This is a genomic window from Paenibacillus sp. P22, from assembly GCF_000469945.2.
Taxonomy (GTDB): Bacteria; Bacillota; Bacilli; order Paenibacillales; family Paenibacillaceae; genus Paenibacillus_O; species Paenibacillus_O humicus.
Map to the genome: position 1 here is coordinate 16139 of NZ_CBRA020000032.1, position 24651 is coordinate 40789.

The window sequence follows — 24651 nt, forward strand, 5'->3', positions numbered from 1 at the left end:
AGTCCGCGATGGTTTCAAACCGATGCAAACGGGAGAAGACGACAGGGTCTCCTCCCGCTTGGCTTATTTTTGCTGGGTCAGGAACGCGTCCACTTGGGCTTGCATTTCCGTCATGACCTTCTCGATGCCGGCTGCCTTCAACTGCTTGATCAGATCGGCCTGGCCTTTGTCCAGGTCCTTGACCAGACCGTATTCCAGCGGAATCGAATAGCGCAGCATGACGTTGCTGATGCTGGCTACTTCCGTCTTCACCTTGGCATCGTCGAAGACGAACGTTTCCAGCGGGAAGTGATAGATGCTGGACTGCCATTTCTCGAAAATATCGTCCGCTTCCTTCGGATACGAGGAGTCGCTCCGGTTCAGCTGCGAGTTCCAGCCCCAGTTGGAGAAGCCGGTGTAGTTCGCTGCGGCGGGGCCGGCGCTGTACTTGTCGTCGCCTTCCGGCACATAGTTCGTGCCGCTGATGCCGTACATCGTGAGATCATGGATTTCCTTGTCGTTTTGCAGCAGGTCGATCAGCATGAGCGAGCGCTCCGGATTTTTGGATGTCGCATGGATCGCCATGCCGTTCTGCGTCGAGATGGCCGCGATTTTTTTCTTGTCCGGCGTGATGTCCGCGATGGCGACCTCCAGGGACGGGTTGTCCCGGCGCATCTCGGCGAGGTTGGAGCCTGCGGTGCCCAGATTTTGCGCAGCGTAGGAAGCGACCTTGCCGGCTTTGATATCCTGCCAGACGTCGTTTTTGTTGCTGACGACGTTTTTGGACCAGACGCCGCTGTCGGAGAGATCCTTGTAGTAAGTCAGCAGCTGCTTGAACTCGGGCGTATCGTAAATGTTGAAGATCTTGCCGGAGGCATCGTCCATCTTATACGCGAGCGGCAGCGTCATGTCGACCAGGTTCCAGTCGTTGTGCTGCTCCAGCGTCGCCTGGTCCATCTCATGCCATTTCCAGCCGTCGCCTGCTTTGGCGCCGTAGGCGAGCATGCCTTTTTCGTTGGCGGCGATCGCCTTCAAATACGTTGCGTAGGATTCAAGGCTGTTGATCTCCGGCAGATTGTATTTCTTGCGCAGATCCTCTCGGTAGAGGATGACCTTGTCATTCACTTCAACGTTGTTGTTCGGCACCATGAACAGCTTGCCGTTCACCTTCGCCTGGTCGAAGGAAACCGGAGGCATGTTCTTCACCGTCTGCGGCGCATACTTGTTCAGCATGTCCTCTGTAAGCTCCAGGAAGCCGCCTTTCAGCGCCTGGTCGTTGTAATAAGCCCAGTTAGCCGTATAGACAAGGTCGAAGTCTTCGTTGGCCGCGAACTTCAGCGGGTACTTCTGGTTCCAGTCGGACCAGTCGAGGAATTCCGCCTCGACCGTCGCATTGATGCGCTCCTTGAGCTTCTTGTTCAGCTCGCCGAATACTTTGTCATAGTCGGCCGGCTTCCCGCCGACGAGCAGCATTTTCAGCTTGACCTCCTTGGAGGTGTCGGGCTCGTTGGAAGCGGTTGCGTTTGTCGGCGCAGCGGATGAGTTGACCGCCGGCGTTCCCGTATTGGATGCTGCGTTATTGTTGTTTCCTCCGCAGGCTGCCAGCACCGCGGACATGGAGAGCAGCGCCGCCATCGGCAGCAGAAGCGATTTTTTGGCTTTCATGGTTTTTCCCCCTATGAGTGGATGGATGATTTTGGCCTTCATGCAGGCGGATGGACGAAACTTCGGCAAAGCGAAGCTGTCGGGCTTCTCCCTCCTAGTAAAGGAGGCGGAGCTTCGTACAGGCGGATAATACGTAGAAAGGACGAATCTTCTGGCAGAGTGAAGCTGTCCAGGGTTTCTCCCTCCTAGTAAAGGAGGCGGAGCTTCGTGCAGGCGGATAATACGTAGATGGACGAAACTTCTGGCAAAGCGAAGCTAACCAGGCTTCTCCCTCCGAGTAAAAGAAGACGGAGCTTCGTGCAGGCGGATAATACGTAGAAAGGCGAATGAGCTCTGGAAAAGCGGAGCGTTCGCATTTGAAGGCCGGATTTCCCCATTAAGGGGATAGAAATCAAGAAATCCGGACTTCAACAGCGATTGGAAGAGCCATTCGTTTTTCGGAGTATTTGATCTGCCGCATTGCCACATTCGTTTTTCGGAGTACTTGATCTGCCCCATTGCCGCATTGCCACATTGGAGTCAGCCCTTCACCGACCCGATCGTCAGCCCCTGCACGAAATAGCGCTGGATGAACGGATAAGCGAGCAGAATCGGGCCGATCGCCACGACCGTCATCGCCATCTTGAGGCTCTCGGTCGGGATGCTCGTGTTCACGACCGCGCCGGAGCTGATGAGAGCCTTGCGCATCCCGTCCATATTCCCCAGCATCTTGTACAGATAGTACTGGAGCGGCATGAGGTTTTCGTTCGAGACGAACAGCAGCGCGTTGTACCAGTCGTTCCAGTAGCCGAGCGCGATGAACAGTCCGATCGTCGCCAGAGCCGGCTTGGCCAGCGGCAGGATCAGCCTCGCGTAGATGAGGAAATCCCCCGCTCCGTCCATTTTGGCCGACTCCACGATCGCCTCCGGAATGCCGTTCATGAACGACTTCATGACGATGATGTAGAACACGTTGAGCAGCATCGGAAGAATGAGCACGATGAGCGTATCCTTCAGATGCAGGTAGTTCACGACGAGCAGGTACCAAGGCACGAGTCCGCCGCTGAACAGCGTCGTGAAGAAAAAGAAGAAGGAAAACGACCCCCGCCACTTGAAGTCCTTGCGCGACAGCACGTACGCCGTCATGGAAGTCAGAAACAATCCCAGCAGCGTTCCGATCGCCGTTACGCCGATCGTCACCCCGTATGCGCGGAGCATCTGCTCCGGATACGTGAAGAGGATGCGGTAAGCCTCGCCCGAGAACACCGAGGGCAGCAGCTGGAAGCCGTTCTCGATGATGGAGCTTTCGCTTGTGAGCGAGGAGGAGAGGACGAGCAGGAACGGCAGCAGGCAGATGGCGGACATGACTCCAAGAACGGCATAGCCGATCAGTTGGAACAGCAGCAGGTCGCCTTTGATCTTGCCTGCCTTCTTGCCGGCGGAAGCGGCTGCTGGCTGTGCTTGAGCTTGCATGTTTGACATCTCCCCCTTAGAACAGCGCCCGGTCTTTGTCATACCGGCGCACGGCATAGTTGGCCAGCAGGATCGTGACGAAGCCCAGAATGGATTGGTAGAAGCCGGCGGCGGATGACATGCCGATATCGTTGTTCGTCGTCAGGGAGCGGAACACGTACGTGTCGATGACATCCGTGGAGGAGAACAGGATTCCGTTGTTGCCGACCATGTTGTAGAACATTCCGAAGTCGCCGCGGAAGATGTTGCCTACGGCCAGCAGCACGAGGATGATGACGGTCGGATACAGGTTCGGAATCGTGATATGCAGCATCCGCTGGAAGATGTTCGCTCCGTCGATCTCCGCCGCCTCGTACATTTCCCTATCCATGCCGGTGATCGCCGCCAAATACATGACCGAGCCGTATCCCAGCGCTTTCCATGCCGAGATGAGCACGAGCAGCAGCGGCCAATACGACGCGGTGTTGTACACGTCCAGCGGCTGCATGCCCAGCGCCTTCAGCACCACGTTGAGCGTGCCGTAATCGTAGTTGAACAGATTGTAGGCGATCGCCCCGACGACGACCCAGGAGATGAAGTAAGGCAGGAACAGCATCGTCTGGAAAATCTTGCGGAACCACGGTCTGGCCGCTTCGAACAGCAGGATGGCGGCGGCGATCTGCAGCACGTTGTTCACGATGATGAACGCGATATTGTACAGCGCCGTGTTGCGCGTCACCCGCCAGGCATCGCCGGATTCAAAGAAGAAGCGGAAGTTGTCCAGCCCGTTCCAAGGGCTTCCGAATACGCCTCCGGCGTAGTTGAACTGCTTGAAGGCCAGCACGATTCCGGCCATTGGAATGTAGGCGAACAGAATGAAAAACAGGACGCCCGGCAGCAGCATCAGCAGCAGCGTCCGGTATTTGAGGACGTCGCCCAAAAAGCCGCTTCGATTCATGTCTTCTCCCCTCTCTCGATGTCCTTATGCCTTTAGTATAGGACTTCGGATCGAGAGCCCGTCAGTGCGGGGAACAACTAAAACCGATACTTTTTCCACGATGTTCACGAGGCGGAGAGCCGGGGCCGGCTCTCAGATTTGCTGCTTCTTCCGGTATTCGCCAGGCGACATGCCGGTGGATTGCTTGAACTGCCGGTTGAAATACACGATATTCTTGTAGCCCATCCGGTCCGCGATTTCATAGATTTTAAGGGAAGGATCCTGCAGCAGGGAGCAGGTCCGCGCCAGCTTGCGCTCCAGCAGAAACTCGCTGAACGGCTGGCCGGTCTCCTCCTTGAACAGATGGCCAAGATAGTTCGGAGTGAAATTGAAGCGCGCCGCCGTTTCCTTCAGCGTCACCCGCTGCTCGAGCCTCTCCTCCACATAGCCGATGATGTCCTCGATCAGCTTGCGGTTGTGGCGCCGGCTCTTGAGCAGCAGCAGCTCCGACAGCTCGAAGAGACGCTTGCGCAGCCAGGACAGCACATCGCTTACCGTCTCGAACTGAAACAGGACGGAAGGCTCATGGCTTTCCCATCTCAGCAGCTCGTACAGATTCTCGTTCATCGCCTTGAGATCGGCATGCAGCTTGGAAGTCATGCGGATAATGAGCTGATAGGCGTCGCTGCGCTGCTGTCCCGGCATGCCGAACAGCTCCATCAGGCCGTTGTCGATGCCGACCAGATCGTACTGGAGAATCGCCTCCAGCATCCGCTCCACGATCCGGTCCAGCTGCACGGTCGCCTCCGCATCTCCATGCAGAGCGGGATCCTCCGTGATGACACGGTTCTTGCCGAGCAGCCACTTGGCGCTGAGAGCCGCCTGGGCTTCCCGGTAGGAGACGGGCAGCTCTTCCCAGCGCTCCGCCGCCGTGCCGCAGCCGATCGTCACCGTCAGCGGATATGCCGCGGCTACGGCATCGACCAGCTGCTGCAGCTCCGCTCCGTCAGACGCGCCGGCCGTTGAGCGCAGCAGCAGAGCCCTGCCTCCCGGCAGGCCGGAGACGAGCAGCCCCATTCTTTTCTCCCTCACGTAGGTGCCGATGAAGGCGATGATTGCCTCGGTCAGCTCCTTGCGGCCGGCATCCGGCAGATGGCGGGTCTTGAGCTCCAGATCGTCGAACTCGATCAGGGCAGCGGCTGCGCGCGACGGAACAAGCGGCGCGATGTGGGGACGCAGATGCTCCTGGGCGGAAGGCTCCGCGTCGCCGGCAAGCCAGCGCAGCAGCCATTCCCTGGAAGCCATCGTCAGCGCTTCCGATACGCTGCGGGTCGTCTGCCGCTCCCGCTCGATTCCGGCGCACAGTCCTGATAACATGCCGAGCAGCTCTTCGTCGTCGACCGGCTTGAGCAGGTAGCCGGAAGCTCCGAGCCGGAGAGCTTCCTTGGCATACCGGAAGTCCTCATGGCCGCTGATGAAAACGACCTTGGCGTCCGGAATTTTATCCTTGGCCTTGCGGGCGAATTCAACTCCCGACATGATCGGCATCCGGATATCCGACAGGATGATGTCGACCGGCCGCCGCTCCAAAAACTCCATGGCGGCAAAGCCGCTGTTCACCGTTCCGGCGATCTCGACCGGAAGCCCGCTCGCGGCGATTCTCCGCCGCAGCCATTCGAGATCGACCTTTTCATCATCCACGAGCAATATGCTGATATCGCCTGTCACGCTGTCGTCCTCCTGTCCGCCGGCTGCAGTCCGGCCCCGTCCTGTTCCTCCGCAAAGTCCGAATCCGCCGGAAGCAAGATCCGCACAGTCGTGCCTGCTCCATAAATGCTGGCCGCATCGACCCCATATTCCGGGCCGTAGCGGAGCTTGATCCGTTCATCGACGTTGCGGATTCCGTAGCCGCCTTCGTTCCGGTTCGGTCCGGACATGATTGCCCGAAGCGTATCCGGCCTCATCCCGATGCCGTTGTCGATGATTTTGAGCTCCAGCATCCCGCCGATTACCCGGCCGCTGATGAGAATCCCGATGGAATCTCCGAACCAGGCATGCTTGAATATATTTTCCACGAACGGCTGCAAAATGAGCTTCATCACCTGCAGGTCCCGGATGCCCTCTTCGATATCCGTATAGACCGTGAAGGAATCCGCATACTTCACTCTCTGAATGTCCAAATAAGTTTGGATCTGCTCCAGCTCAAGTCCGAGCGGAATATATACTTTGCCTCCATTCAAGGACAGCCGGTAAAAGCGCGACAGCCCCTTGACCATCTCCGTCACTTCCTTGGCCTGTCCCATATTGGCAAGGCTGCTGATCGTGGAGAGAGTGTTGTAGAGGAAATGGGGATTGATCTGCGCCTGCAGGGCTTCCAGCTCGGCCTGCTTGCGGCTCAGCCCCTGGACGTACACGCTGTTGATCAGCTCCTTGATGTGGGAGGCCATGCTGTTGAACGCCTGCGCGATCTGAACGAATTCGTCGCGGCCGCCGAAGCGGATCCGCTTCTCGAAGCTGCCGTCCTGGAAAGACTGGAGCAGCGTCACGATCTTCCGCATCTTGCGTCCCGACAGCCGCGCCACGAGCAGCCCGATCAGCGCCATGACCGCGAAGCTCGCGGAGCAGACGCCGAGGATGAGCAGGCGCAGCCGCTTGGCGTCCTCCTGCAGGTACTCCTGAGACACGAGCGCGCGAAGCGAATAGCCCGTTCCCGGAATCGCCTCGTTGAGAGCGAGGTATCTTTCTCCCGCAGCGTCCGCCTCGCCTTTCTGATACATGACTGCTTCAGATTGGTCGTCCAGCAGCTGGAGCGTGATCCCCTTCTCTTCGGGAAAAGCCTCGAAGCGCCCCAGCAGCTCGTCCAGCGAAGTCGTGATGCGGATATACCCGATGACGGTCTGATAGTCATTGTAGGAAATCAGCCGCGTCAAATGGGAAAGGTTGTCCAGTGTGGCATCGCTGTCGACCTGCATCCACTTGGCTCCGACGCCTTCGCTCGCCTCGCTCGCCCAGGCGCTGCCGGCAACCCTGTCGGCGGAGAGGACGTAATAATCGCTGTCCTGGATCGGCGTGTTCAGATCGTCGCCTTCGATCTCGTAGAGATCGGGATTGGTCGTGTAGAGCACAATGCGCAGATTGCTGCCGAACAGCTGCAGAGGGGCTCTAAGCTGAGGCACGACCTCATCGAGCATCGTCAAGTACGTCTGCAGATCGTCTCCATGCTTCTGCAAAGCCTTTTGGAAAGGAACGCTTCCGAACAGCGTATCGGAGATGCGCGTAATCTCGTCCATCTGGTATTTCATGCTGCTCCTCGTCTGCTGCATTGCCGCCCGGATATTCGTCTGGGCGATCTCCGTGCGGGAGTCGACCAGCATCCGGTAGGAGATCGTCCCGATGAGCGCGTCCGTCAGCAGGACGAGCAGCAGATAGGGAATCATCATTTTATAGGAATAGGGAATATAGGATCCCATTTGAAGTTTTTTGCGCAAACTGGTTCCCCTCCGGTCATCGTGCTGCGGTCATCCAATACCCCATTGTAACCCGCCGGGCTCCTCATTCCCATGGAGGAAGACAACGCTTTCTTATACCTTTTCCACGATATCCGGATCGGCTGTCCGCTGCAGTGTCTCTCCTCGCCGCTCCGGAGCGATGCCGGAAAACAACGTTGAAAACCGTGAAGAAATCATTGCTGCGCTCAGCTGTCAGCCGAATGGATAACGCTTACAATCCAAGGTGAAAGGAGGCTCCGGCATTAGCTGCCATTGTTGTTCCCATCAGAAGAGGAGGAATCGGAATCATGAAATGGACCTTCAAAAGCAAGACCTTCAAAAGCAAGACCTTCAAAAGCAAGGGATGGCTGCTCAGTCTCGCGCTGGCTGCCGTCATGCTGATCTCGCCGCTCGCCTATCACGGCGGGGGCCGTACGGAAGCCGCGCCTGCGTTCGCCAAGGGTGCCGACATCAGCTGGGTAGCCGGAATGGAAGCCCAAGGATACAAATGGAAGGACAAAAATGGAACGACCCGGGATATCCTGAACATTCTGAAGACCGACTACGGCCTGAATTCCGTCCGCATCCGGGTGTGGGTGAATCCGAACATGAGCGATTACGGCAACGGTTACATGAACGCCGACAAAGCCGCCGCCCTGGCCGTCCGCGCCAAGGCTCAAGGCATGAGCGTCATGCTGACGCTCCATTACAGCGACTCCTGGGCGGATCCCGGCCAGCAGACCAAGCCTGCGGCATGGAAATCGTATACCTTCCAGCAGCTGATGGATGCCGTCTGGTCGCATACCGTATCGGTCATGAACACGATGAAAGCCCAGGGAGTGACGCCGGACTGGGTGCAGATCGGCAATGAGACGAACAACGGCATGCTGTGGGAGGACGGAAAGGCGTCCGCCTCGATGAAAAACTACGCCTGGCTCGTCAATACGGGCAACAACGCGGTCAAAAGCGTCTTCCCTTCCGCCAAGACGATCGTCCACATCGCGAACGGATACGACAACGCGCTGTTCGTCTGGAACATCGGCGGGCTGATCAGCAACGGGGCGACCTTCGACGCCATCGGCATGTCGCTGTATCCGACGGCAACGGATTGGCAGGCCAAGGTCGACCAGACAATCGCCAATGCCAAGGACATGATCAGCCGATACGGAAAGAGCGTCATCATCTCGGAGATCGGCTTGGAGTACAATCAGCCGGCAGCCGCCAAAAGCTTCATCGCCGACATCAAGACGAAAGTAAGAAATATCGCAGGAGGCAAAGGCCTCGGCGTATTCTATTGGGAGCCGGAAGCGACCCCGGGCTACAACTCCGGGTACAACAAGGGCGCCTGGCAGGCGGACGGCAAGCCGACCGTCGCCTTGGAAGGCTTTTTGAACTAAGGACGTGAATGAATAAGCTCAGAGCTTAGAGCTCAGAGCTCACTCATAGCTCATAGCTCATAGCTCATAGCTCATAGCTCATAGCTCATAGCTCATAGCTCAAAGCTCAAAGCTCAAAGCTCAAAGCTCAAAGCTCAAAGCTCAAAGCTCAAAGCTCAAAGCTCAAAGCTCAAAGCTCAAAGCTCAAAGCCGCCCAAGTATACGGCCCTTTCAAGCAAGATCAAGAATGATACGTATTTTAAAAAGCTGCGGTAACTAAAAAAACCGCTGTTATCCGGTCCTGTCGGTCCGGGTAACAGCGGTTTTGGCTTGATTAAACTCCTTGCACCGCGTACATGCGGTCGCGCAGAGCTTGAATGTCTTTGTTCTCGAGGTACTCATCGTAGGTCGTCATCCGGTCGATGATGCCTCCCGGCGTGATCTCGATGATGCGGTTGGCGATCGTCTGCACGAATTGATGGTCATGCGACGTGAACAGGACGGTGCAGTCCGTATCGATGAGGCCGTTGTTGAGCGCCGTGATGGACTCGAGGTCCAAGTGGTTGGTCGGTTCGTCCATGATGAGCACATTGGAGCCCGAAAGCATCATCTTGGAGAGCATGCAGCGGACCTTCTCTCCTCCGGAGAGGACGTTGGCTTTTTTCAGCGCTTCGTCGCCGGAGAACAGCATGCGTCCCAGGAAGCCGCGGATGAACGATTCGTCCTGATCCTTGGAGTACTGGCGCAGCCAATCGACGAGGTTGTCCTCGACGCCGTCGAAGTACTTGGAGTTGTCCTTAGGGAAGTAGCCTTGGGTCGTCGTGATGCCCCATTGGTACGAACCCGCGTCAGGCTCCAGCTCGCCGGTGATGAGCTGGAAGAACACCGTCTTCGGCAGGGTGTTCGGGCCGACGAAAGCGATCTTGTCGCCCTTGTTCACCGTCAGCGTCAGATTGTCGATCAGCTTCTCGCCGTCGATCGCCTTGGTCAGGCCGTCGATCAGCAGCAGCTGCTTGCCGGCTTCGCGCTCGCCCTTGAAGTTGATGAACGGATATTTCCGGCTGGAAGGCCGGATGTCGTCCAGCGTGATCTTGTCGAGCATCTTCTTCCGGCTTGTCGCCTGCTTGGACTTGGACTTGTTGGCGCTGAAGCGCTGGATGAACGCCTGCAGCTCCTTGACCTTGTCTTCCTTCTTCTTGTTGGCATCGCGCTGAAGCGCGAGGGCCAGCTGGCTGGACTCGTACCAGAAGTCGTAGTTGCCGACGTACATCTGGACTTTGCCGAAGTCGATGTCAGCGATATGCGTACATACCTGGTTCAGGAAGTGACGGTCATGGCTGACGACGATGACGGTGCCTTCGAACGTGGAGAGGAACTTCTCCAGCCATTCGATGGACTGCATATCCAAGTGGTTGGTAGGCTCATCGAGCAGCAGGATGTTCGGGGTGCCGAACAGCGCTTGCGCGAGCAGGACGCGGATCTTGGCGTTGCCGTCCAGCTCCTTCATCAGCTTGTCGTGCAGGTCCGGCGTGATGCCGAGTCCGTTCAGCATTTCGGCAGCTTCGGATTCGGCTTCCCAGCCGTTCATGTCCGCGAACTCGGCTTCAAGCTCGCCCGCGCGCATGCCGTCCTCGTCGGTGAAGTCGGCTTTGGCGTACAGGGCGTTCTTCTCGTTCATGACTTCATAAAGCTTTTTGTGGCCCATGATGACGGTCATGAGAACCGGCACTTCGTCGTATTCGAAATGGTTCTGCTTCAGGACGGCCATACGCTCGCCCGGGGTGATATGGACCTCGCCCGTGTTCGGCTCGATCTCGCCGGAGAGGATTTTCAGGAACGTCGACTTGCCCGCTCCGTTCGCTCCGATGAGGCCGTAGCAGTTGCCCGGCGTGAACTTGATATTGACGTCTTCAAAAAGCGCTCGCTTGCCGTACCGAAGCGATATTCCGCTCGTACTGATCATTGGTGTGAATCCCGTCCTTCATCTATAGTTTGGCGGATAGCCGCCTGTAGTCAACGGTGTTGCGCAAGTCAATGGAGAAGTGCGGCATTCGGCGCCAAGAGGAAATGGTGCTTAACCTCTGGCGTGGGTGACCAAGAAGTGTGACCCCTCAAAACTTCTGGCGGTCCTTCAGGCAATCCAAACAATGTTGACCTTTTAAAACTTCTGGCGGTCCTTCAGGCAATCTAACTATAATGGTCTCGCCCATTGAACGTATGAATCGCCTCATGAACAGTCGGATACAGACTGCCGCAAGACAGACTTTCTTAAGTATAGCATAATTCCCGAGTTGTAGGGAAACCTTCAAAGTTCCTTGCTTGTCAGTCAACTCGACCCGTCATAACCCTTAATCCCTTTTCCCCAAGACGGTAGACGTGATGCCTTCTCACCCCTTCCCCCTCCGAAACGATCCAGCCATCCGCCATCATCCTGCGCAGAACCGTGCGCGCCGTATCTTTTCCTACCTGCAGCCAGCGGCAGGCGTCGGTCAGTTTGAATGCCTTCCCATCAGCCGCATTTCTCAGCAATTCCCTCTCACGAGGACCTATTGACTCTAATCCTTCTCTTGCCCGACCGCGCCTTCCAAGTAGTTCAAAAAGCGATCCCCGGCATGCATCCGGCTTTTTGTCCAGCTCATCCCAGCTGAAAGGCATGTAAAGATAACCGGCAACAGCCATGCATCTCAAGCGCTGGCGGTCCATGGAAAAGCGCTCCCTCGTCATTAATTCTACATGGGGCACGTAACCGTCGCATTCGATAATCAGCCGCATCGGCTCGTAGTAAACGTCGGCATAATACTTGTACCCGCCAGGACTAACAAACTCATATTCCAATTGAAACCCCTCCAAGGAGCCGAAGACAGGCATGATTAGAGTTCGGAGCAGCTTGATCGTGCCATGCAGATCCCTTGCCAGCATCTCCAATCTTTGACCTTTCGCCGACGTCCGCTTATCAGCGATGAAAGCCTTCATATCCGTATCAAAATTTCTTTCCGTTAATGACTTCATATTACAGCTTTACACATCCTTGTCCTTGAAAATAGAAAAAGCCGCTTGCTCCAAAGGAGGCAAGCGGCGTGTGCTTCACGCTCTAAAGTATCCATGGTTTCTCGTTGATGTTTTCATCGGCACTAATCCGATGATAGACCGCAGACTGGAGAATGACAAGCGAGCAGATGATTGTAAGACGGTTTTTTCTGCTTATTTCGCTGCTTCGGCCGCTGAAGCTCCGTGTAAGACGGTTTTTTCTGCTTATTTGGCCGCTTCGATCGCAGAAGCTCCGTGTAAGACGGTTTTTTCTGCTTATTTGGCCGCTTCGGTCGCAGAAGCTCCGTGTAAGACGGTTTTTTTCTGCTTATTTGGCTGCTTCCGCTTCAGAAGCTCCATGTAAGACGGTTTTTTCTGCTTATTTCGCCGCTTCGGCAGTAGAAGCTCCTTGTAAGACGGTTTTTTCTGCTTATTTGGCCGCTTCGGCCGCAGAATCTCCGTGTAAGACGGTTTTCCCCCGCTTATTGGGCTGCTTCTACCGTAGAAGCTCCGTGTAAGACGGTTTTTTCTGCTTATTGGGCTGCTTTAGCCGTAGAAGCTCCGAGCTCCAAGTTAGACGTTTATCTCCTGCTTACTTGGCTTGTTCAAGCACTGCCCGCAACGCTGCTGCCTAAATCCCGGGCATCACGTTGCCGCCGTTCACCGGCAAGTAAGTCCCGGTGATGAAGCTCGACAGATCCGAGGCGAGGAATGCGACGGCGTTCGCGATTTCCTGATCGGTGCCGCGGCGCTTCAGCGGCACGGTGCTTTCGTAACCCTCGTTGCGCTCCGTGCCGTTCTCGCGGTCCCGCTCGCTGATCGTCCAGCCCGGCGCCACCTGGTTGACGGTGATGCCGTCGCCGCCGACCTCCTTGGCGAGCACGCGATATACGCCGTCCATTCCCCGCTTGCCCGCCGTATAGGCGGATTGGCCAGGGAAGTTCTGCATGGCGCATTCCGTGTTGATGCCGATGAAACGTCCCTTGCCCTTGGCTTGCATGCCGGGGATAAAGGCTTTGGCCAGATGCACGCTTTGCAGCACGCAGGACTCGAACTGGCTGACGTAATCCTCCACAGGCTGCTCCAGCACTGAAGTCCACTCATACTGAATGACCGCATTAGCCACAATAATATCGATACTGCCGAGCCCGGCGGCCACGGCATCCCGCATCGCCGACACGGAATCAAGCCGAGTGATGTCCGCCTGGACGATCATCACATTCCGGCCCATGGCAGAAATCTCCGCATGCAGCTCCAGCGCTTTTGCCTCGCTGCCTCGGTAATGAAGAACCACATCCGCGCCGCATTCCGCAAGCGTGCGGGCAATGACGCGTCCAAGCTGTCCAGTCGATCCCGTCACCAGCGCCGTTCTTCCCGTCAGATCCAGCCTCAGCCCGCCGCTCATGAGCTGGCCCCCTCCGGTACGCGGAAGTCGATCTCCAGAAAGCGGGAAACCTCCGATTCCCAGCGTTCCTTCACGAAGGATGCATGGGAGGAATGTTCATTGTAGAGCCGGTAATCCTCTTCATCCTTGAAGTCCATCGTAAAGACGTACTGGTAGTCGTTTTTCAAGCTGATCTGTCCGCTTGCTGCGAATTGACGCACATACGGGATAGAGGTCAGGATGCGTTCCCCGTCCTCGAGAAATGCAGCTGCTTCGCTGGATCCTTGCGGATGCTTGAGATCGAAAATGACCATATGGCGGATCCATTCCTTGCTCGTAGACATAATCGTTCCTCCTGAAAAATGAGATTCATGGTTCAGCCAACAAACAGAAGCCCGGACTCAGGCAACAGCAAAACCTTCTCCATGCAGGCAAAAGCCAAACTCAAGCGAAAACACAAGAGCTTCGCCCTGCAGTTCATCGCTGTGCATACAGCTTGGCTTCCGCTTGGCAGCTAAAAGCCAAACCCAAGCCAAAATACAAGAGTGCAAGCTTCGCCGTTCATCGCCGTGCATACAGCTTGGCTTCCACTTGGCAGCTAAAAGCCAAACCCAAGCCAAAATACAAGAGTGCAAGCTTCGCCGTTCATCGCCGTGCATACAGCTTGGCTTCCACTTGGCAGCTAAAAGCCAAACTCAAGCCAATACACAAGAGTGCAAGCTTCGCCCTGCAGTTCATCGCCGTGCATACAGCTTGGCTTCCACTTGGCAGCTAAAAGCCAAACTCAAGCCAATACACAAGAGTGCAAGCTTCGCCGTTCATCGCCGTTCATCGCYGTCCGGCTACGGCCTGGCCGTGCCGCTAGCCGCCGCAGTCCTTTTTTGCGGCCGCAGGCGCGGCCCTGATGAAGCGCCGCGCTGGAGGAGCCGAAGCGCTGGCCTGGGCCGGCGCTTCCGTCGCAGGCTCGTGCATCGGCATCGCTGCAGGCATGACCGCTTATTCGACGGGCAAGGCGATGTATGTCATCGATGTGGCCTTCATCGTGCTGATGTTCGGCCTGTTGCGGCTCGGCGAGAGCCGCAAGCCGCAGCAGCAAGCGAAAAGTCGTTCCTCGCAGGCGGCAAATCCGGCTTCGCACAGGAGCGCGGCTGCTGCCTGGTGTTCGATTGCCGCCCTATCCTGCGTCCTGCTGCTTGTACTGGGCAGCGCTATTCCCGTGGGCCAATACGGCAGGCAGGCAGCCGCTGCGGCCAGCTACGATTCGGACAACGATCTGCAGGAAGCGCAAATCGTCGTCAGCGCGGCGGGAATCACTCCCGAGCGGGTGGATTTCAAGCGGGGGGCGATGATCAAGGCGATCGTTGTCGTGAAGGCCGACGCGGGGAGCGGACTCACGCTCGATGCAGGCAGCCTCGGCGCCGGAATCGCCCTGAGCAAAGGGGAGAACGTCATCGTTCTCAACAATCCCCAGCCCGGAAGCTATTCCTTGACCGTCAAGGGCGGGCGCTTCGGCGATAAAGGCGTCGGCGCCCTGTTCCGGATCGCCGATGAAAAAAACTGAGCGAACCGGTATCCGCTGCTGCGGATGCCGGTTTTTTTGCGGTTTTGAAGAGCGCGGAAGCCGTCTGGCGCATGCCGTGGCGCTGCGGATGCATTTGGCCTGCCGTGGAGGACTATAGTTGCGGATGTCGAACAAACCGTATGAAGAGCTGAACAAGAGAGAGGATGAGGCCGAGTGAGTGAAGGAGCACCGAGCACGATTCGTTGGGGCATCATGGGACCGGGCGGCATGTCGGGAGGTTTCGTAAGGGATTTGGCGCATGCGCCCGGTGCCGTCGTAACGGCGGTGGCGGGCCGGGATCCGGAGAAGACGAAGTCTTTCGCGGAGAAACACGGCATCCTCCGCACGCATGGAAGCGCAGCTGGACTGGCCGCCGATCCGGAAGTCGACATCGTCTACATCGGAACGATTCATCCCGTGCACAAGGAGAATGTGCTGGAATGCCTGGCGGGCGGCAAGCATGTGCTGTGCGAGAAGCCGTTCACGATGGATGCGGACGAAGCGAGGGAGATCGAGGCTGCGGCGGCAGGCAAAGGGCTTTTCGTCATGGAGGCCATGTGGACCCGCTTCCTGCCTCCGATCGCCGCCGTCCGGAAGTGGCTGGCCGACGGCGCTGTCGGAGAGATCAAGCTGCTCAAGGCCGAATTCGGATTCGACGCGGGCTGGAACCCGGAGGGCAGGCTGTTGAACAAGCAGCTTGGCGGAGGCGCGCTGCTGGATGCCGGCATATACCCGGTTTCTTTTGCTTCCTTCGTTTTCGGAGTGCAGCCCTCGCGGATTCAAAGCACGGTCGAGATCGGGGAAACGGGCGTAGACGAGCGATTCTCGCTCCTGTTCGATTACGAGGGAGGAGCGGCCGCTTCCCTGCATGCGTCTATCCGTCTTGGCATGAACAACGATGCCTGGATATATGGTACGAAGGGCCGTATCCATATTCCGGGATTTCTGTGGACCCGCCGAGCGGAGCTCCATATCGACGGGCAGGAGCCTGTGATCGCCGAGGACAACCGGGATTTTTCCGGACATGCTTATCAGGCGATTGAAGCGATGGATTGCATCCGCAGCAGCCGGACAGCCAGCGATATCATGCCCCTGAATGAAACCGTGGAGATCATGGGGACGCTGGACGCGATTCGTGCCCAATGGGGGCTGGAGCATGGCAGCTTTTAAACGTAGTGAGCAATCGGGATGAATGCCGTGATCGGCGCGGTCCTCCGCAAGCTTCTTTCCGCATATGCAGCCGCGCTGCTTGCAGCTTCGCTGAGTCTATTCGTTCCGGTTTACGGAGCCGATGCGGCAGGGGTATTCGAGCTGGCAGAATGGGTCTTCCTGTTCATTCTATATGGAGGTGCGGTCCTGGCTGTCTGCGGCACGCTGGTCTCCTTTCTCCTGGAGTGGTCTTGCAGGAAATGGCTGCCCGGAAGAAAGGCTCCCTATATCCTTCTCCATGCGGCATGCGGTGCAGGACTCGGCATGATGCTTCAGCCAGCCTCCGGCGGCGCGGCATGGATGGCGGGGCTGCTCGGCTGCCTCGCCGGAGCGCTGTTGGCCGGTATGGACCTGCTTCTGGACCATTGGCAGGCAAGTCCGGGCAAGCTGGCGGCTGCGCTCGCTTCACCGGTCCTGACCCTCGTTGTCGCGTTTTGGCTAAGCGCGCAAATGTTGAATTAGAACTTGGCCTATATTCATCCAGGCAGAGTTTGGCGTGCGATGGAGCGGGCCGCCTTGGCGGAAAGCCTCATTCTCCTGCATTGGGATGTCAGAGCGGGGGCCTGCGGCGGCCAACGGAGCGCATCCGGCCAGTCTCGGGATTGGATGGAAAAAAAACAGTGAAAAGAAAAATTCTTCTTCAACATGCATAACGATTTCTGCATTTATTTATTCCTCGGAACATCCAATTCTCTGGAAAATCCGTCCTCACTCACCTGAATTTGAAGTTAGATAAAGTACCACCAATAGCCTGTAAATGGAAGGGGATTCTGCCTAACGGCGGAGTCCTCTGTTTGACAACGTTTCCATTTGAATTTTTATGTGAGAAAATTTATTTTTAATTCGTATTTACGAACCGCTCATCTCTGTATTACAATCTGTGTTAACTAAGTTTGCATTTAATTATTGGAATTGCCAGAACAATCGGTGTTTATTTTCGATGGATTTTAAATCAAGCATTCAGCCGTAAACAGGAAATTAGTGGATGTTTGCTTTTGAATAATGATACATTAATGCATTAAAGCGAGAAATGAAATGAACGTAAAGGAGACCGGGCGCATGGGTTCGACGCTGCTGGAGATTAGGGATTTACGCACTCATTTCGTAACGGACCAAGGCGAGATTCCCGCGGTCGACGGCATGGATCTGGTTATACATCAAGGCGAAATCGTAGGCGTAGTCGGCGAATCGGGCTGCGGCAAAAGCGTCACTTCCCTGTCGGTCATGAGGCTGATTCCGCAGCCGCCCGGCAAATACGCCGGCGGATCGATCCTGTTCAAGGGCGAGGACCTCGTCCAGGCCAAGGAGAAGCGGATGAAGCAGATCCGCGGCGATGAAATTTCGATGATCTTCCAGGAGCCGATGACATCGCTGAACCCGCTGCTTACGATCGGGGATCAGATCGTCGAGACGCTGAGGGCCCACCGCAGCATGAGCCGCAAGGAGGCGTCCTCGCAAGCGCTGGAAATGCTGAAGAAGGTCGGCATCTCCAGGGCGGAGACGATTCTCAGGGGCTACCCGCATCAGCTCTCCGGCGGCATGCGGCAGCGGGTGATGATCGCGATCGCCCTCTGCTGCGAGCCGGAGCTGCTGATCGCCGACGAGCCGACGACGGCGCTCGACGTGACGATCCAGGCGCAGATTCTGGATCTCATGAAGAAGCTCAACGAGGAGACCGGGACGGCGATCATGATGATCACGCATGACCTCGGCGTCGTCGCGGAGGTGTGCCACAGGGTTGTCGTCATGTATGCCGGCAAGGTTGTGGAGGAAGGAACCGTCCGCGAAATCTTCGAGAAGCCGCGGCATCCCTACACGCAGGGGCTGATCCGCTCCATTCCGAAGATCGAGGAGGATGTGAAGCGGCTCTACTCGATCCCCGGCAACGTGCCGAAGCCCGGCTCGGTCAAGGAAGGCTGCCGGTTCGCCGCGCGCTGCGAGCACGTCATGGACAAGTGCCTGCATTCGCTTCCGGAGCTCGTGCCGACGACGAGCCCGGGCCATCGTTCCCGCTGCTGGCTGAATACGATCGAGGAGGTGGCGAATTGAGCCCGACCCAGGTTCAGGAGGACAGCCTGCTGGAGGTTCGTTCTCTCAAGACGTATTTCCCGATCCGCAAAGGCTTGTTCCAGCGCGAGGTCGGGCAGGTGAAGGCCGTCGACGATGTCAGCTTCCAGGTGAGGAAGGGCGAATCGTTCGGCATTGTCGGCGAAAGCGGCTGCGGCAAGTCGACGACGGGCCGCTCGCTTCTGAGGCTTATCGAGCCTACCGGCGGCGAGGTCATGTTCGACGGCCATAAAGTGACGGAATTTTCCGATAGCCGCATGAGAGAGATCCGCAGGGACATGGGGATGATTTTCCAGGATCCGTTCGCCTCTCTCAATCCCCGCCACAAGGTTCGCAAGATTCTCGAGGAGCCGCTGATCGTGCACGGCATCGGCAGCGCCGAGGAGCGGCGCAGCCGGGTGGAGCGGGTGATGGAGACGGTTGGCCTCAGCTCCTGGCAGCTGGACCGGTTCCCTCATCAGTTCTCGGGCGGACAGCGGCAGCGGATCGCAATCGCGCGGGCGCTCATGCTGCAGCCGAAGCTGATCGTTGCGGACGAGCCGGTATCGGCGCTGGACGTGTCGATCCAGTCGCAGATTCTCAACCTGATGCAGGATCTCAAGGATGAGTTCGGACTGACCTATGTGTTCATCGCCCATGATCTCAGCGTCGTGAAGCATTTCTGCGACCGGGTGGCGGTCATGTATCTGGGGCGGATCGTGGAGCTGGCGGACAAGCATTCCCTTTACCGGGAGCCCAAGCATCCTTATACGCAGGCGCTGCTGTCCGCCGTGCCCAAGCCGGATCCGAACGCGGCCAGCGAGAGGATCATCCTGCAGGGCGAGATTCCGAGTCCGGCCAACGTCCCGCAGGGCTGCGTCTTCAGCACCCGCTGTCCGCAGGTGATGGACATCTGCAGGCAGCAGAAGCCGGTGCTCCAGCCGACTTCGGAAGGCCATATGACGGCTTGTCATCTGTACGGCTCCGCGGAGGCGTAACGGATTTCAACGATAGATTCACCATCAAGACGGATTCGGGAAACGAAGAGAGATTCAGAGGAGGAGACAATTTTGAACAAATGGTATAAACCCGGAGCTGCGCTCGTGCTGGCATCCGTTCTCACCCTGACAGGCTGCAGCGGCAGCGACAATGCCGGCAATTCCCCGGGAAGCTCCCCGGCCAGCAGCTCCAGCAGCCCCGCTCCGAGCGGCACCCCGGCGGATTCCTCCGCCACCTCGCAGGATACGCTGATCACCGCCCGCGGCGGCGATTCCGCCGCTCTCGACGCGTCCATCGTCACGGACGGCGAATCCCTCAAGGTCACGCAGCAGATTTTCGAGGGCCTGCTCGACTACAAGCCGGGCACGACCGAAATTCAGCCCAAACTGGCCGAAAGCTATGAAGTCAGTCCGGACGGCCTGACGTACACGTTCAAGCTGAGGCAAGGCGTCAAGTTCTCGGACGGCACGGACTTCAACGCCGACGCGGTCGTCTTCAACTTCACCCGCTGGAGCGATCCGAAGAGCGAGTTCAAATTCGAAGGCGATTCCTTCGACTACTACGACTCCATGTTCGGGCCGGACGGCTCCCGCGTCATCAAGGAAGTGACGGCTGTCGACCCCGGCACGGTCAAGTTCGTCCTGAACCAGCCCCAGGCGCCATTCCTCCAGAACATCGCCATGCCGCCGTTCGGAATCGGTTCTCCGACGGCGATCAAGGAAAAGAAGGACAAGTTCAAGTCGGAGCCGGTCGGCACGGGGCCGTTCGTCTTCAAGGAATGGAAGCGCAACGACTCCATCACCGTGGAGAAGAACCCGACCTACTGGCAGCAAGGCCTGCCTAAGCTGAACAAAGTCGTCTTCAAGGTCATTCCGGACAACTCCGCCCGCTTCACGGCGCTGCAAAACGGAGAGATCGACCTGATGGAAGGCGTCAACCCGGATGATCTCAAGACGCTTGAAGGAAATGCCGACCTTCAGAAGATCGTGCGCGCATCCTTCAACATCGGGTATCTCGGCTTCAACATCAAGAAGAAGCCGTTCGACAACCCGAAAGTCCGCGTCGCCCTGAACTACGCCGTCAACAAGGAAGCCATCATCCAGGCGTTCTACGGCGGACTGGCGGAGCCGGCGGTCAATCCGATGCCGCCTTCCACGCTGGGCTACAACAAGGACGTTCAAGACTACCCTTACGACCTTGAAAAAGCGAAGCAATTGCTTGCCGAGGCGGGCTATCCGAGCGGACTGCCTGAAGAGATGACGTTCTACGCGATGCCTGTCGCGCGTCCTTACATGCCGGACGGCAAAAAGGTCGCCGAGGCGATCCAGGCCGACTTCGCCAAGATCGGCGTGAAGACGAAGATCGAGTCCCCGGAATGGGCGACTTACCTCGACGATGTCAAAAAAGGCGAGAAGGACGATCTGTTCATGCTCGGCTGGACGGGCGACAACGGCGACCCGGACAACTTCCTCTTCACGCTGCTGCATAAGGACGCCATCGGCAGCAACAACTACAGCTTCTACTCCAATGACGAAGTCAACAAGCTTCTGAGCGAAGGCCAGTCGGAGACCGACAGCGCCAAGCGCGAGGAGCTGTACAAGCAGGCGCAGGTGCTGATCAAGCAGGATGCCCCGTGGATTCCGCTCGTCCACTCCACGCCGCTGCTGGCCGGATCGGCCAAGCTGGCGGGCTACACGCCTTCGCCGACGGGGTCCGAGCCGTACACCGAGATCTACTTCAAGTAACCATCGTCGCTTCAATCGCAGATCAAGCAGACGGCAGGCCGGCCTGCCGTCTCTTCTATTGAGACGCCTATTGGCTTAAGGGGAGACATTGATGCTGAACTACACGATTCGACGTCTGCTCATGCTGATTCCGGTTCTGCTGGGAATGACGATCATCGTCTTTTCCATCATCCACGCGATTCCCGGAGATCCCGCGGAGGTCATTCTCGGCGAGAAGGCGAGCAATTCGTCCAAGGAAGCCCTGCGCAAGGAGCTCAAGCTTGACCAGCCTCTTCTCGTGCAGTACGGGGACTATTTGAAAAAGCTCGCCGCCGGCGATCTGGGCACGTCGATCCGCACCCGCGAGCCGATATCCGCCGAAATCACGCCTTATCTGGCGGCCACTCTGGAGCTGACTCTGGTGGCGATGGCCTTTGCCGTGTTCTTCGGGGTGAACGCCGGCATTCTCAGCGCCTGGAAGCAGAACTCCTGGTTCGATTATCTCAGCATGCTGATCGCTCTCATCGGGGTGTCGATGCCGATCTTCTGGCTCGGCCTCATGGAGCAGTGGCTGTTCGCGCTGGAGCTCAAGTGGCTGCCGTCGATCGGCAGGATGAACGCGCGCGATCCGGTGGAATCGGTCACCAACCTGTATCTGATCGACTCGCTGCTCTCGGGCAGGGCAGATCAGTTCTGGACGGTCGTCAAACATCTCATCCTGCCGGGCATCGCGCTCGGGACGATCCCGATGGCGATCATTGCCCGGATGACGCGCTCCAGCATGCTGGAGGTGCTGCGGTCCGACTATATCCGCACCGCCAAGGCCAAAGGCTTGTCGCAGATGTTCATCATCTACAAGCATGCCCTGCGCAACGCCTTCATCCGGTGCTGACGGTCATCGGCCTGCAGTTCGGCCTGCTGCTCGGGGGAGCCGTCCTGACCGAGACGATCTTCGCCTGGCCGGGCGTCGGACGTTATATCTTCGACGCGATCGCCTCCCGGGATTATCCGGTCATCCAGTCCGGCATCCTGATCATCGCTTTCATCTTCGTGCTCATCAATCTTCTGGTCGATCTGCTGTACGCGGCGGTTGATCCGAGAATCAACTTCAAGTAGGAGGAAAGCCCATGTCACAACCGGCAATCAAGCTTGCGCCGCCGCCCCCGGCCAAGACCGAGGTTTCCTCCTCCTGGAGGGACGGCTGGCGCAGCTTCCGCAAAAACAGGCTGGCCATGGTCGGTCTCGGCATCATCGTCTTCTTCGTACTGATTGCCGTGCTGGCGCCGTTCATCGCTCCCTACGACTACAAGGAGCAAGAGCTGGTCAACCGGCTGCACAAGCCGGGAGGAGAGCACTGGTTCGGCACCGACGACCTGGGCCGCGACATCTTTTCCCGGATCATCTACGGAACCCGGATTTCCCTCTGGATAGGCATCAGCTCCGTTGTCGGCTCCATCGTCGCAGGCACGATGCTCGGCATCGTGGCCGGCTATTACGGCCGCTGGCTCGATGCGCTCATCTCCCGCTTCTTCGACATTCTGCTTGCGTTCCCCGGCATTCTGCTGGCGATCGCCATCGTGGCCGCTCTCGGGCCTTCGCTGCAGAATGCGCTGCTCGCCATCGCCATCGTGAACGTGCCTGTGTTCGGCCGGCTCGTCCGAGCCAGGGTGCTCAGCCTTCGCGAGGAGGAATACATCATGGCCGCCCGGGCGATCGGCATGAAAAATTCCCGCATTCTGTGGCAGCATATTCTTCCCAACTGCCTGGGCCCGATCATCGTGCAAGGCACGCTCGGCATCGCGACGGCGATCATCGAGGCGGCAGCGCTCGGATTTCTCGGCATGGGCGCGCAGCCCCCGGAGCCGGAATGGGGCAAGATGCTGTCCGATTCCCGGCAGTTCATCCAGAACGCGCCGTGGACGGTCATTTTCCCGGGCTTGTCGATCATGCTGACGGTGCTCGGCTTCAATCTGATCGGGGACGGCCTGCGCGATGTGCTGGATCCGAGGATGAAAAGCTGATTGAGGACAGACTGAAGCACCGGCCGGAGGCCGGTGCTTTTTTTTGCCGTTAAGCAGCTTATGGAGTTCGGTGTCCGTCTGAGCGTCAGAGCCCCTGCGAGCGCCGCTCGAAGCTGACCGCGTAGGCGTCCTTGCGGAAGCGCAAAATCGGATCCTCGCTGACTTCGATGCCTTCCCCGGTCACAGTCGGATCCATGAGCAGCCCTTCCGGTTCCTCGACGATGCGGGTCACGAGAAGCTGGCCGGCATCGATGGCTTCCCGGTCCCTCGGCCATTCCGTGGTCGGATCGTCGACGGGATCCCATTCCTCTCCCCGAACGATGCGCAGCGTGAAGCCGACAGGAGATGCCTCCAGCCGCCCGGCCAATTCCTTTTCCAGGTAATCATGCCCGGCAAAAGGCGCCTTCACAAGCGCGAGATGGTCTTCTCCCGCATCGGGAATCCATTCATATTTGACCGGGCGCCGCTTGCCCGCCTTATCGACGAAATAAAACGCATGAATGGAATAATACGGGCGGCTGGCGAAGCTGGCCGGCGGCTTCAGGGCGGAGATGGAGGCGAGGGCGCTCTTCGCATGGGGGAACCGGCCGATCAGATCGGTGAAAATCTCCTTGACGGAGATGCCGCCGCGCTTCGCCTCCTGGAAAGCCTGCATCATCTCCAGGAAGGATTCGGGCGTCCGGGCGAAGAAGACAGGAGTCGTAGCGGCGACGATGACCGGCCTCGCTCCGTCCGGCAGAAGGAACTGGACCGCAAGTCCCTTCGCGGGAGAGAGCAGGTCGCGGTTGTCGGGATCGGGATTCGTATTGGAGAAGCGCATGATGGCGCGCGTCTCCTCTTGCTGCAGATGGGGAGCCGTCGTCCATTCCGAGACGGCTCCGCTGGGACGGAATACGGCCTCGCAGCAGATGCCCTTGGCATGAGCGCGCCTGTAGCCGGGATGAGTGCCGGAGATTTGCTCGATGGCGTTGACGGCTTGCTCGGGAAGCCTGCTTCCCGGTTCTTTTTGAGTCGACATGAATTCATTCTCCTTCCACGAACCGGCGATAGCCTGTATGGATCGTACATGTATTTACCTCATCTTTGCCCGAATCCAATCTCGTTCATTCTCTAGCTAAGGAGGACATTCTTCATGACCATGAAATCAAATCTCCATCTTCTGCTCCAATCCCGGCTGTGGAAACGGCTGGATGAGCCATTTTTAGAGCACTGCCGCCTCTTCCGCGTCCAAGAAGGCCGCCTTCTGGCAGGAAGCATCGTCGGAAGGCTCGGCTCCGAGCCTGTCAGCTGCACCTACCTGATCAAGACCTGCCCGGATTGGCTTACGCGGGAAGTGTCGGTCGAATTGGCCTATGGCGGCGAGGAGGCCCGTCTTCATCTAGAGGCGGACGGGCGGGGAAACTGGACGATGGACGGCCGGGAGCTACCCGAGCTGCAAGGCTGTCTGGACGTCGATATCGAGCTGACTCCCGCGACGAACACGCTGCCGATCCGCAGGCTCGGACTGCGCAAGGGACAAGAGGCGGAGATGACTGCGGCATGGGTACGCTTTCCTTCGCTCGCGGTCGAACCGCTTAGGCAGTCCTACTCCTGCCTGGAGGAGGAGGGCAAATACCGCTACCGCAGCGCATCCTTCGAGGCCGAGCTGGATGTCGGCGGGGAAGGAATGATCCATCGGTATGGCGATCTATGGGTTTCGCTATAGGAAGAGGCGCTTGCAGCACGCTGGATGTGGACCGGATAGAGAAGAGCGAAGGAGGCTGCGGAAATGCCGGAACAGACGGCCGGATAAGGAAGCGGTTCG

At 57.9% G+C, this 24651-nt stretch carries 19 protein-coding genes and 1 pseudogene; 10 read left to right on the top strand and 10 right to left on the bottom strand.

Going from position 1 to position 24651, the window contains the following annotated elements:
- Positions 1-63: 63 nt before the first annotated feature.
- The 5 genes from BN871_RS06850 to BN871_RS06870 form a co-directional block, all read right to left on the bottom strand.
- Complete coding sequence (locus tag BN871_RS06850) at positions 64-1644, bottom strand: DUF3502 domain-containing protein (RefSeq protein WP_048745124.1); 1581 nt, start codon at positions 1642-1644, stop codon at positions 64-66.
- A 519-nt stretch (positions 1645-2163) separates the two neighbouring features.
- The gene (locus BN871_RS06855) at positions 2164-3096 is read right to left on the bottom strand and encodes a carbohydrate ABC transporter permease (protein ID WP_157054022.1); all 933 of its coding nucleotides are present in this window, start codon (positions 3094-3096) and stop codon (positions 2164-2166) included.
- A gap of 16 nt (positions 3097-3112) precedes the next feature.
- Entirely contained in the window at positions 3113-4033 is a 921-nt protein-coding gene (locus BN871_RS06860; protein WP_048745126.1) for a sugar ABC transporter permease, read from the bottom strand.
- Positions 4034-4165: 132 nt separating this feature from the next.
- Entirely contained in the window at positions 4166-5740 is a 1575-nt protein-coding gene (locus BN871_RS06865) for a response regulator (protein ID WP_021878091.1), read from the bottom strand.
- Positions 5737-7500: a sensor histidine kinase gene (locus BN871_RS06870; RefSeq protein WP_021878092.1), complete on the bottom strand. Its 1764-nt coding sequence runs from the start codon at positions 7498-7500 to the stop codon at positions 5737-5739. Before BN871_RS06870 ends, BN871_RS06865 begins: the two co-directional genes overlap by 4 nt.
- A gap of 395 nt (positions 7501-7895) precedes the next feature.
- Between BN871_RS06870 and BN871_RS06875 the strand changes: the two genes are divergently transcribed.
- Positions 7896-8897 (top strand): glycosyl hydrolase 53 family protein, encoded by a 1002-nt coding sequence (locus tag BN871_RS06875; RefSeq protein WP_048745149.1) that lies wholly within the window; start codon positions 7896-7898, stop codon positions 8895-8897.
- A gap of 313 nt (positions 8898-9210) precedes the next feature.
- On the opposite strand, the gene BN871_RS06880 is transcribed toward BN871_RS06875, so the two are convergent.
- From BN871_RS06880 to BN871_RS06900, 4 genes are all read right to left on the bottom strand, one after another.
- A complete protein-coding gene (locus tag BN871_RS06880; protein WP_021878094.1) occupies positions 9211-10839 on the bottom strand; it encodes an ABC-F family ATP-binding cassette domain-containing protein in 1629 nt (542 codons plus the stop codon).
- Positions 10840-11198: 359 nt separating this feature from the next.
- Positions 11199-11885, bottom strand: a complete 687-nt coding sequence (locus tag BN871_RS06885; RefSeq protein ID WP_021878095.1) for a hypothetical protein — start codon at positions 11883-11885, stop codon at positions 11199-11201.
- Positions 11886-12534: 649 nt separating this feature from the next.
- Positions 12535-13296, bottom strand: coding sequence for an SDR family NAD(P)-dependent oxidoreductase (locus BN871_RS06895; RefSeq protein ID WP_048745150.1), 762 nt, complete (start codon positions 13294-13296; stop codon positions 12535-12537).
- A gap of 8 nt (positions 13297-13304) precedes the next feature.
- A complete protein-coding gene (locus tag BN871_RS06900) occupies positions 13305-13631 on the bottom strand; it encodes a Dabb family protein (RefSeq protein WP_048745128.1) in 327 nt (108 codons plus the stop codon).
- A 560-nt stretch (positions 13632-14191) separates the two neighbouring features.
- Here BN871_RS06900 and BN871_RS06905 point away from each other — a divergent pair.
- The 8 genes and pseudogenes from BN871_RS06905 to BN871_RS06940 all read left to right on the top strand — a co-directional run bounded on the left by BN871_RS06905 (position 14192) and on the right by BN871_RS06940 (position 22847).
- Positions 14192-14848: a hypothetical protein gene (locus BN871_RS06905; RefSeq protein ID WP_048745129.1), complete on the top strand. Its 657-nt coding sequence runs from the start codon at positions 14192-14194 to the stop codon at positions 14846-14848.
- 174 nt (positions 14849-15022) lie between these two features.
- Positions 15023-16018, top strand: a complete 996-nt coding sequence (locus tag BN871_RS06910; RefSeq protein WP_232312868.1) for a Gfo/Idh/MocA family protein — start codon at positions 15023-15025, stop codon at positions 16016-16018.
- A gap of 27 nt (positions 16019-16045) precedes the next feature.
- Positions 16046-16519, top strand: a complete 474-nt coding sequence (locus BN871_RS06915) for a hypothetical protein (RefSeq protein WP_157060235.1) — start codon at positions 16046-16048, stop codon at positions 16517-16519.
- A 597-nt stretch (positions 16520-17116) separates the two neighbouring features.
- Positions 17117-18106 (top strand): ABC transporter ATP-binding protein, encoded by a 990-nt coding sequence (locus tag BN871_RS06920; RefSeq protein ID WP_048745131.1) that lies wholly within the window; start codon positions 17117-17119, stop codon positions 18104-18106.
- The gene (locus BN871_RS06925) at positions 18103-19101 is read left to right on the top strand and encodes an ABC transporter ATP-binding protein (RefSeq protein WP_048745132.1); all 999 of its coding nucleotides are present in this window, start codon (positions 18103-18105) and stop codon (positions 19099-19101) included. The genes BN871_RS06920 and BN871_RS06925 overlap by 4 nt, the downstream gene beginning before the upstream one ends.
- 69 nt (positions 19102-19170) lie before the next feature.
- Complete coding sequence (locus BN871_RS06930; RefSeq protein WP_048745133.1) at positions 19171-20847, top strand: ABC transporter substrate-binding protein; 1677 nt, start codon at positions 19171-19173, stop codon at positions 20845-20847.
- A gap of 91 nt (positions 20848-20938) precedes the next feature.
- Positions 20939-21942 (top strand): annotated as a pseudogene (locus BN871_RS06935) (ABC transporter permease).
- 11 nt (positions 21943-21953) lie between these two features.
- Positions 21954-22847, top strand: coding sequence for an ABC transporter permease (locus BN871_RS06940; protein WP_021878262.1), 894 nt, complete (start codon positions 21954-21956; stop codon positions 22845-22847).
- Positions 22848-22932: 85 nt separating this feature from the next.
- Here the strand turns inward: BN871_RS06940 and BN871_RS06945 are convergent, their stop codons facing one another.
- The gene (locus BN871_RS06945; RefSeq protein ID WP_048745134.1) at positions 22933-23865 is read right to left on the bottom strand and encodes a catalase family peroxidase; all 933 of its coding nucleotides are present in this window, start codon (positions 23863-23865) and stop codon (positions 22933-22935) included.
- A gap of 114 nt (positions 23866-23979) precedes the next feature.
- Here BN871_RS06945 and BN871_RS06950 point away from each other — a divergent pair, with 114 nt between their 5' ends.
- The gene (locus BN871_RS06950; protein WP_021878260.1) at positions 23980-24552 is read left to right on the top strand and encodes a putative glycolipid-binding domain-containing protein; all 573 of its coding nucleotides are present in this window, start codon (positions 23980-23982) and stop codon (positions 24550-24552) included.
- Positions 24553-24651: the final 99 nt, after the last annotated feature.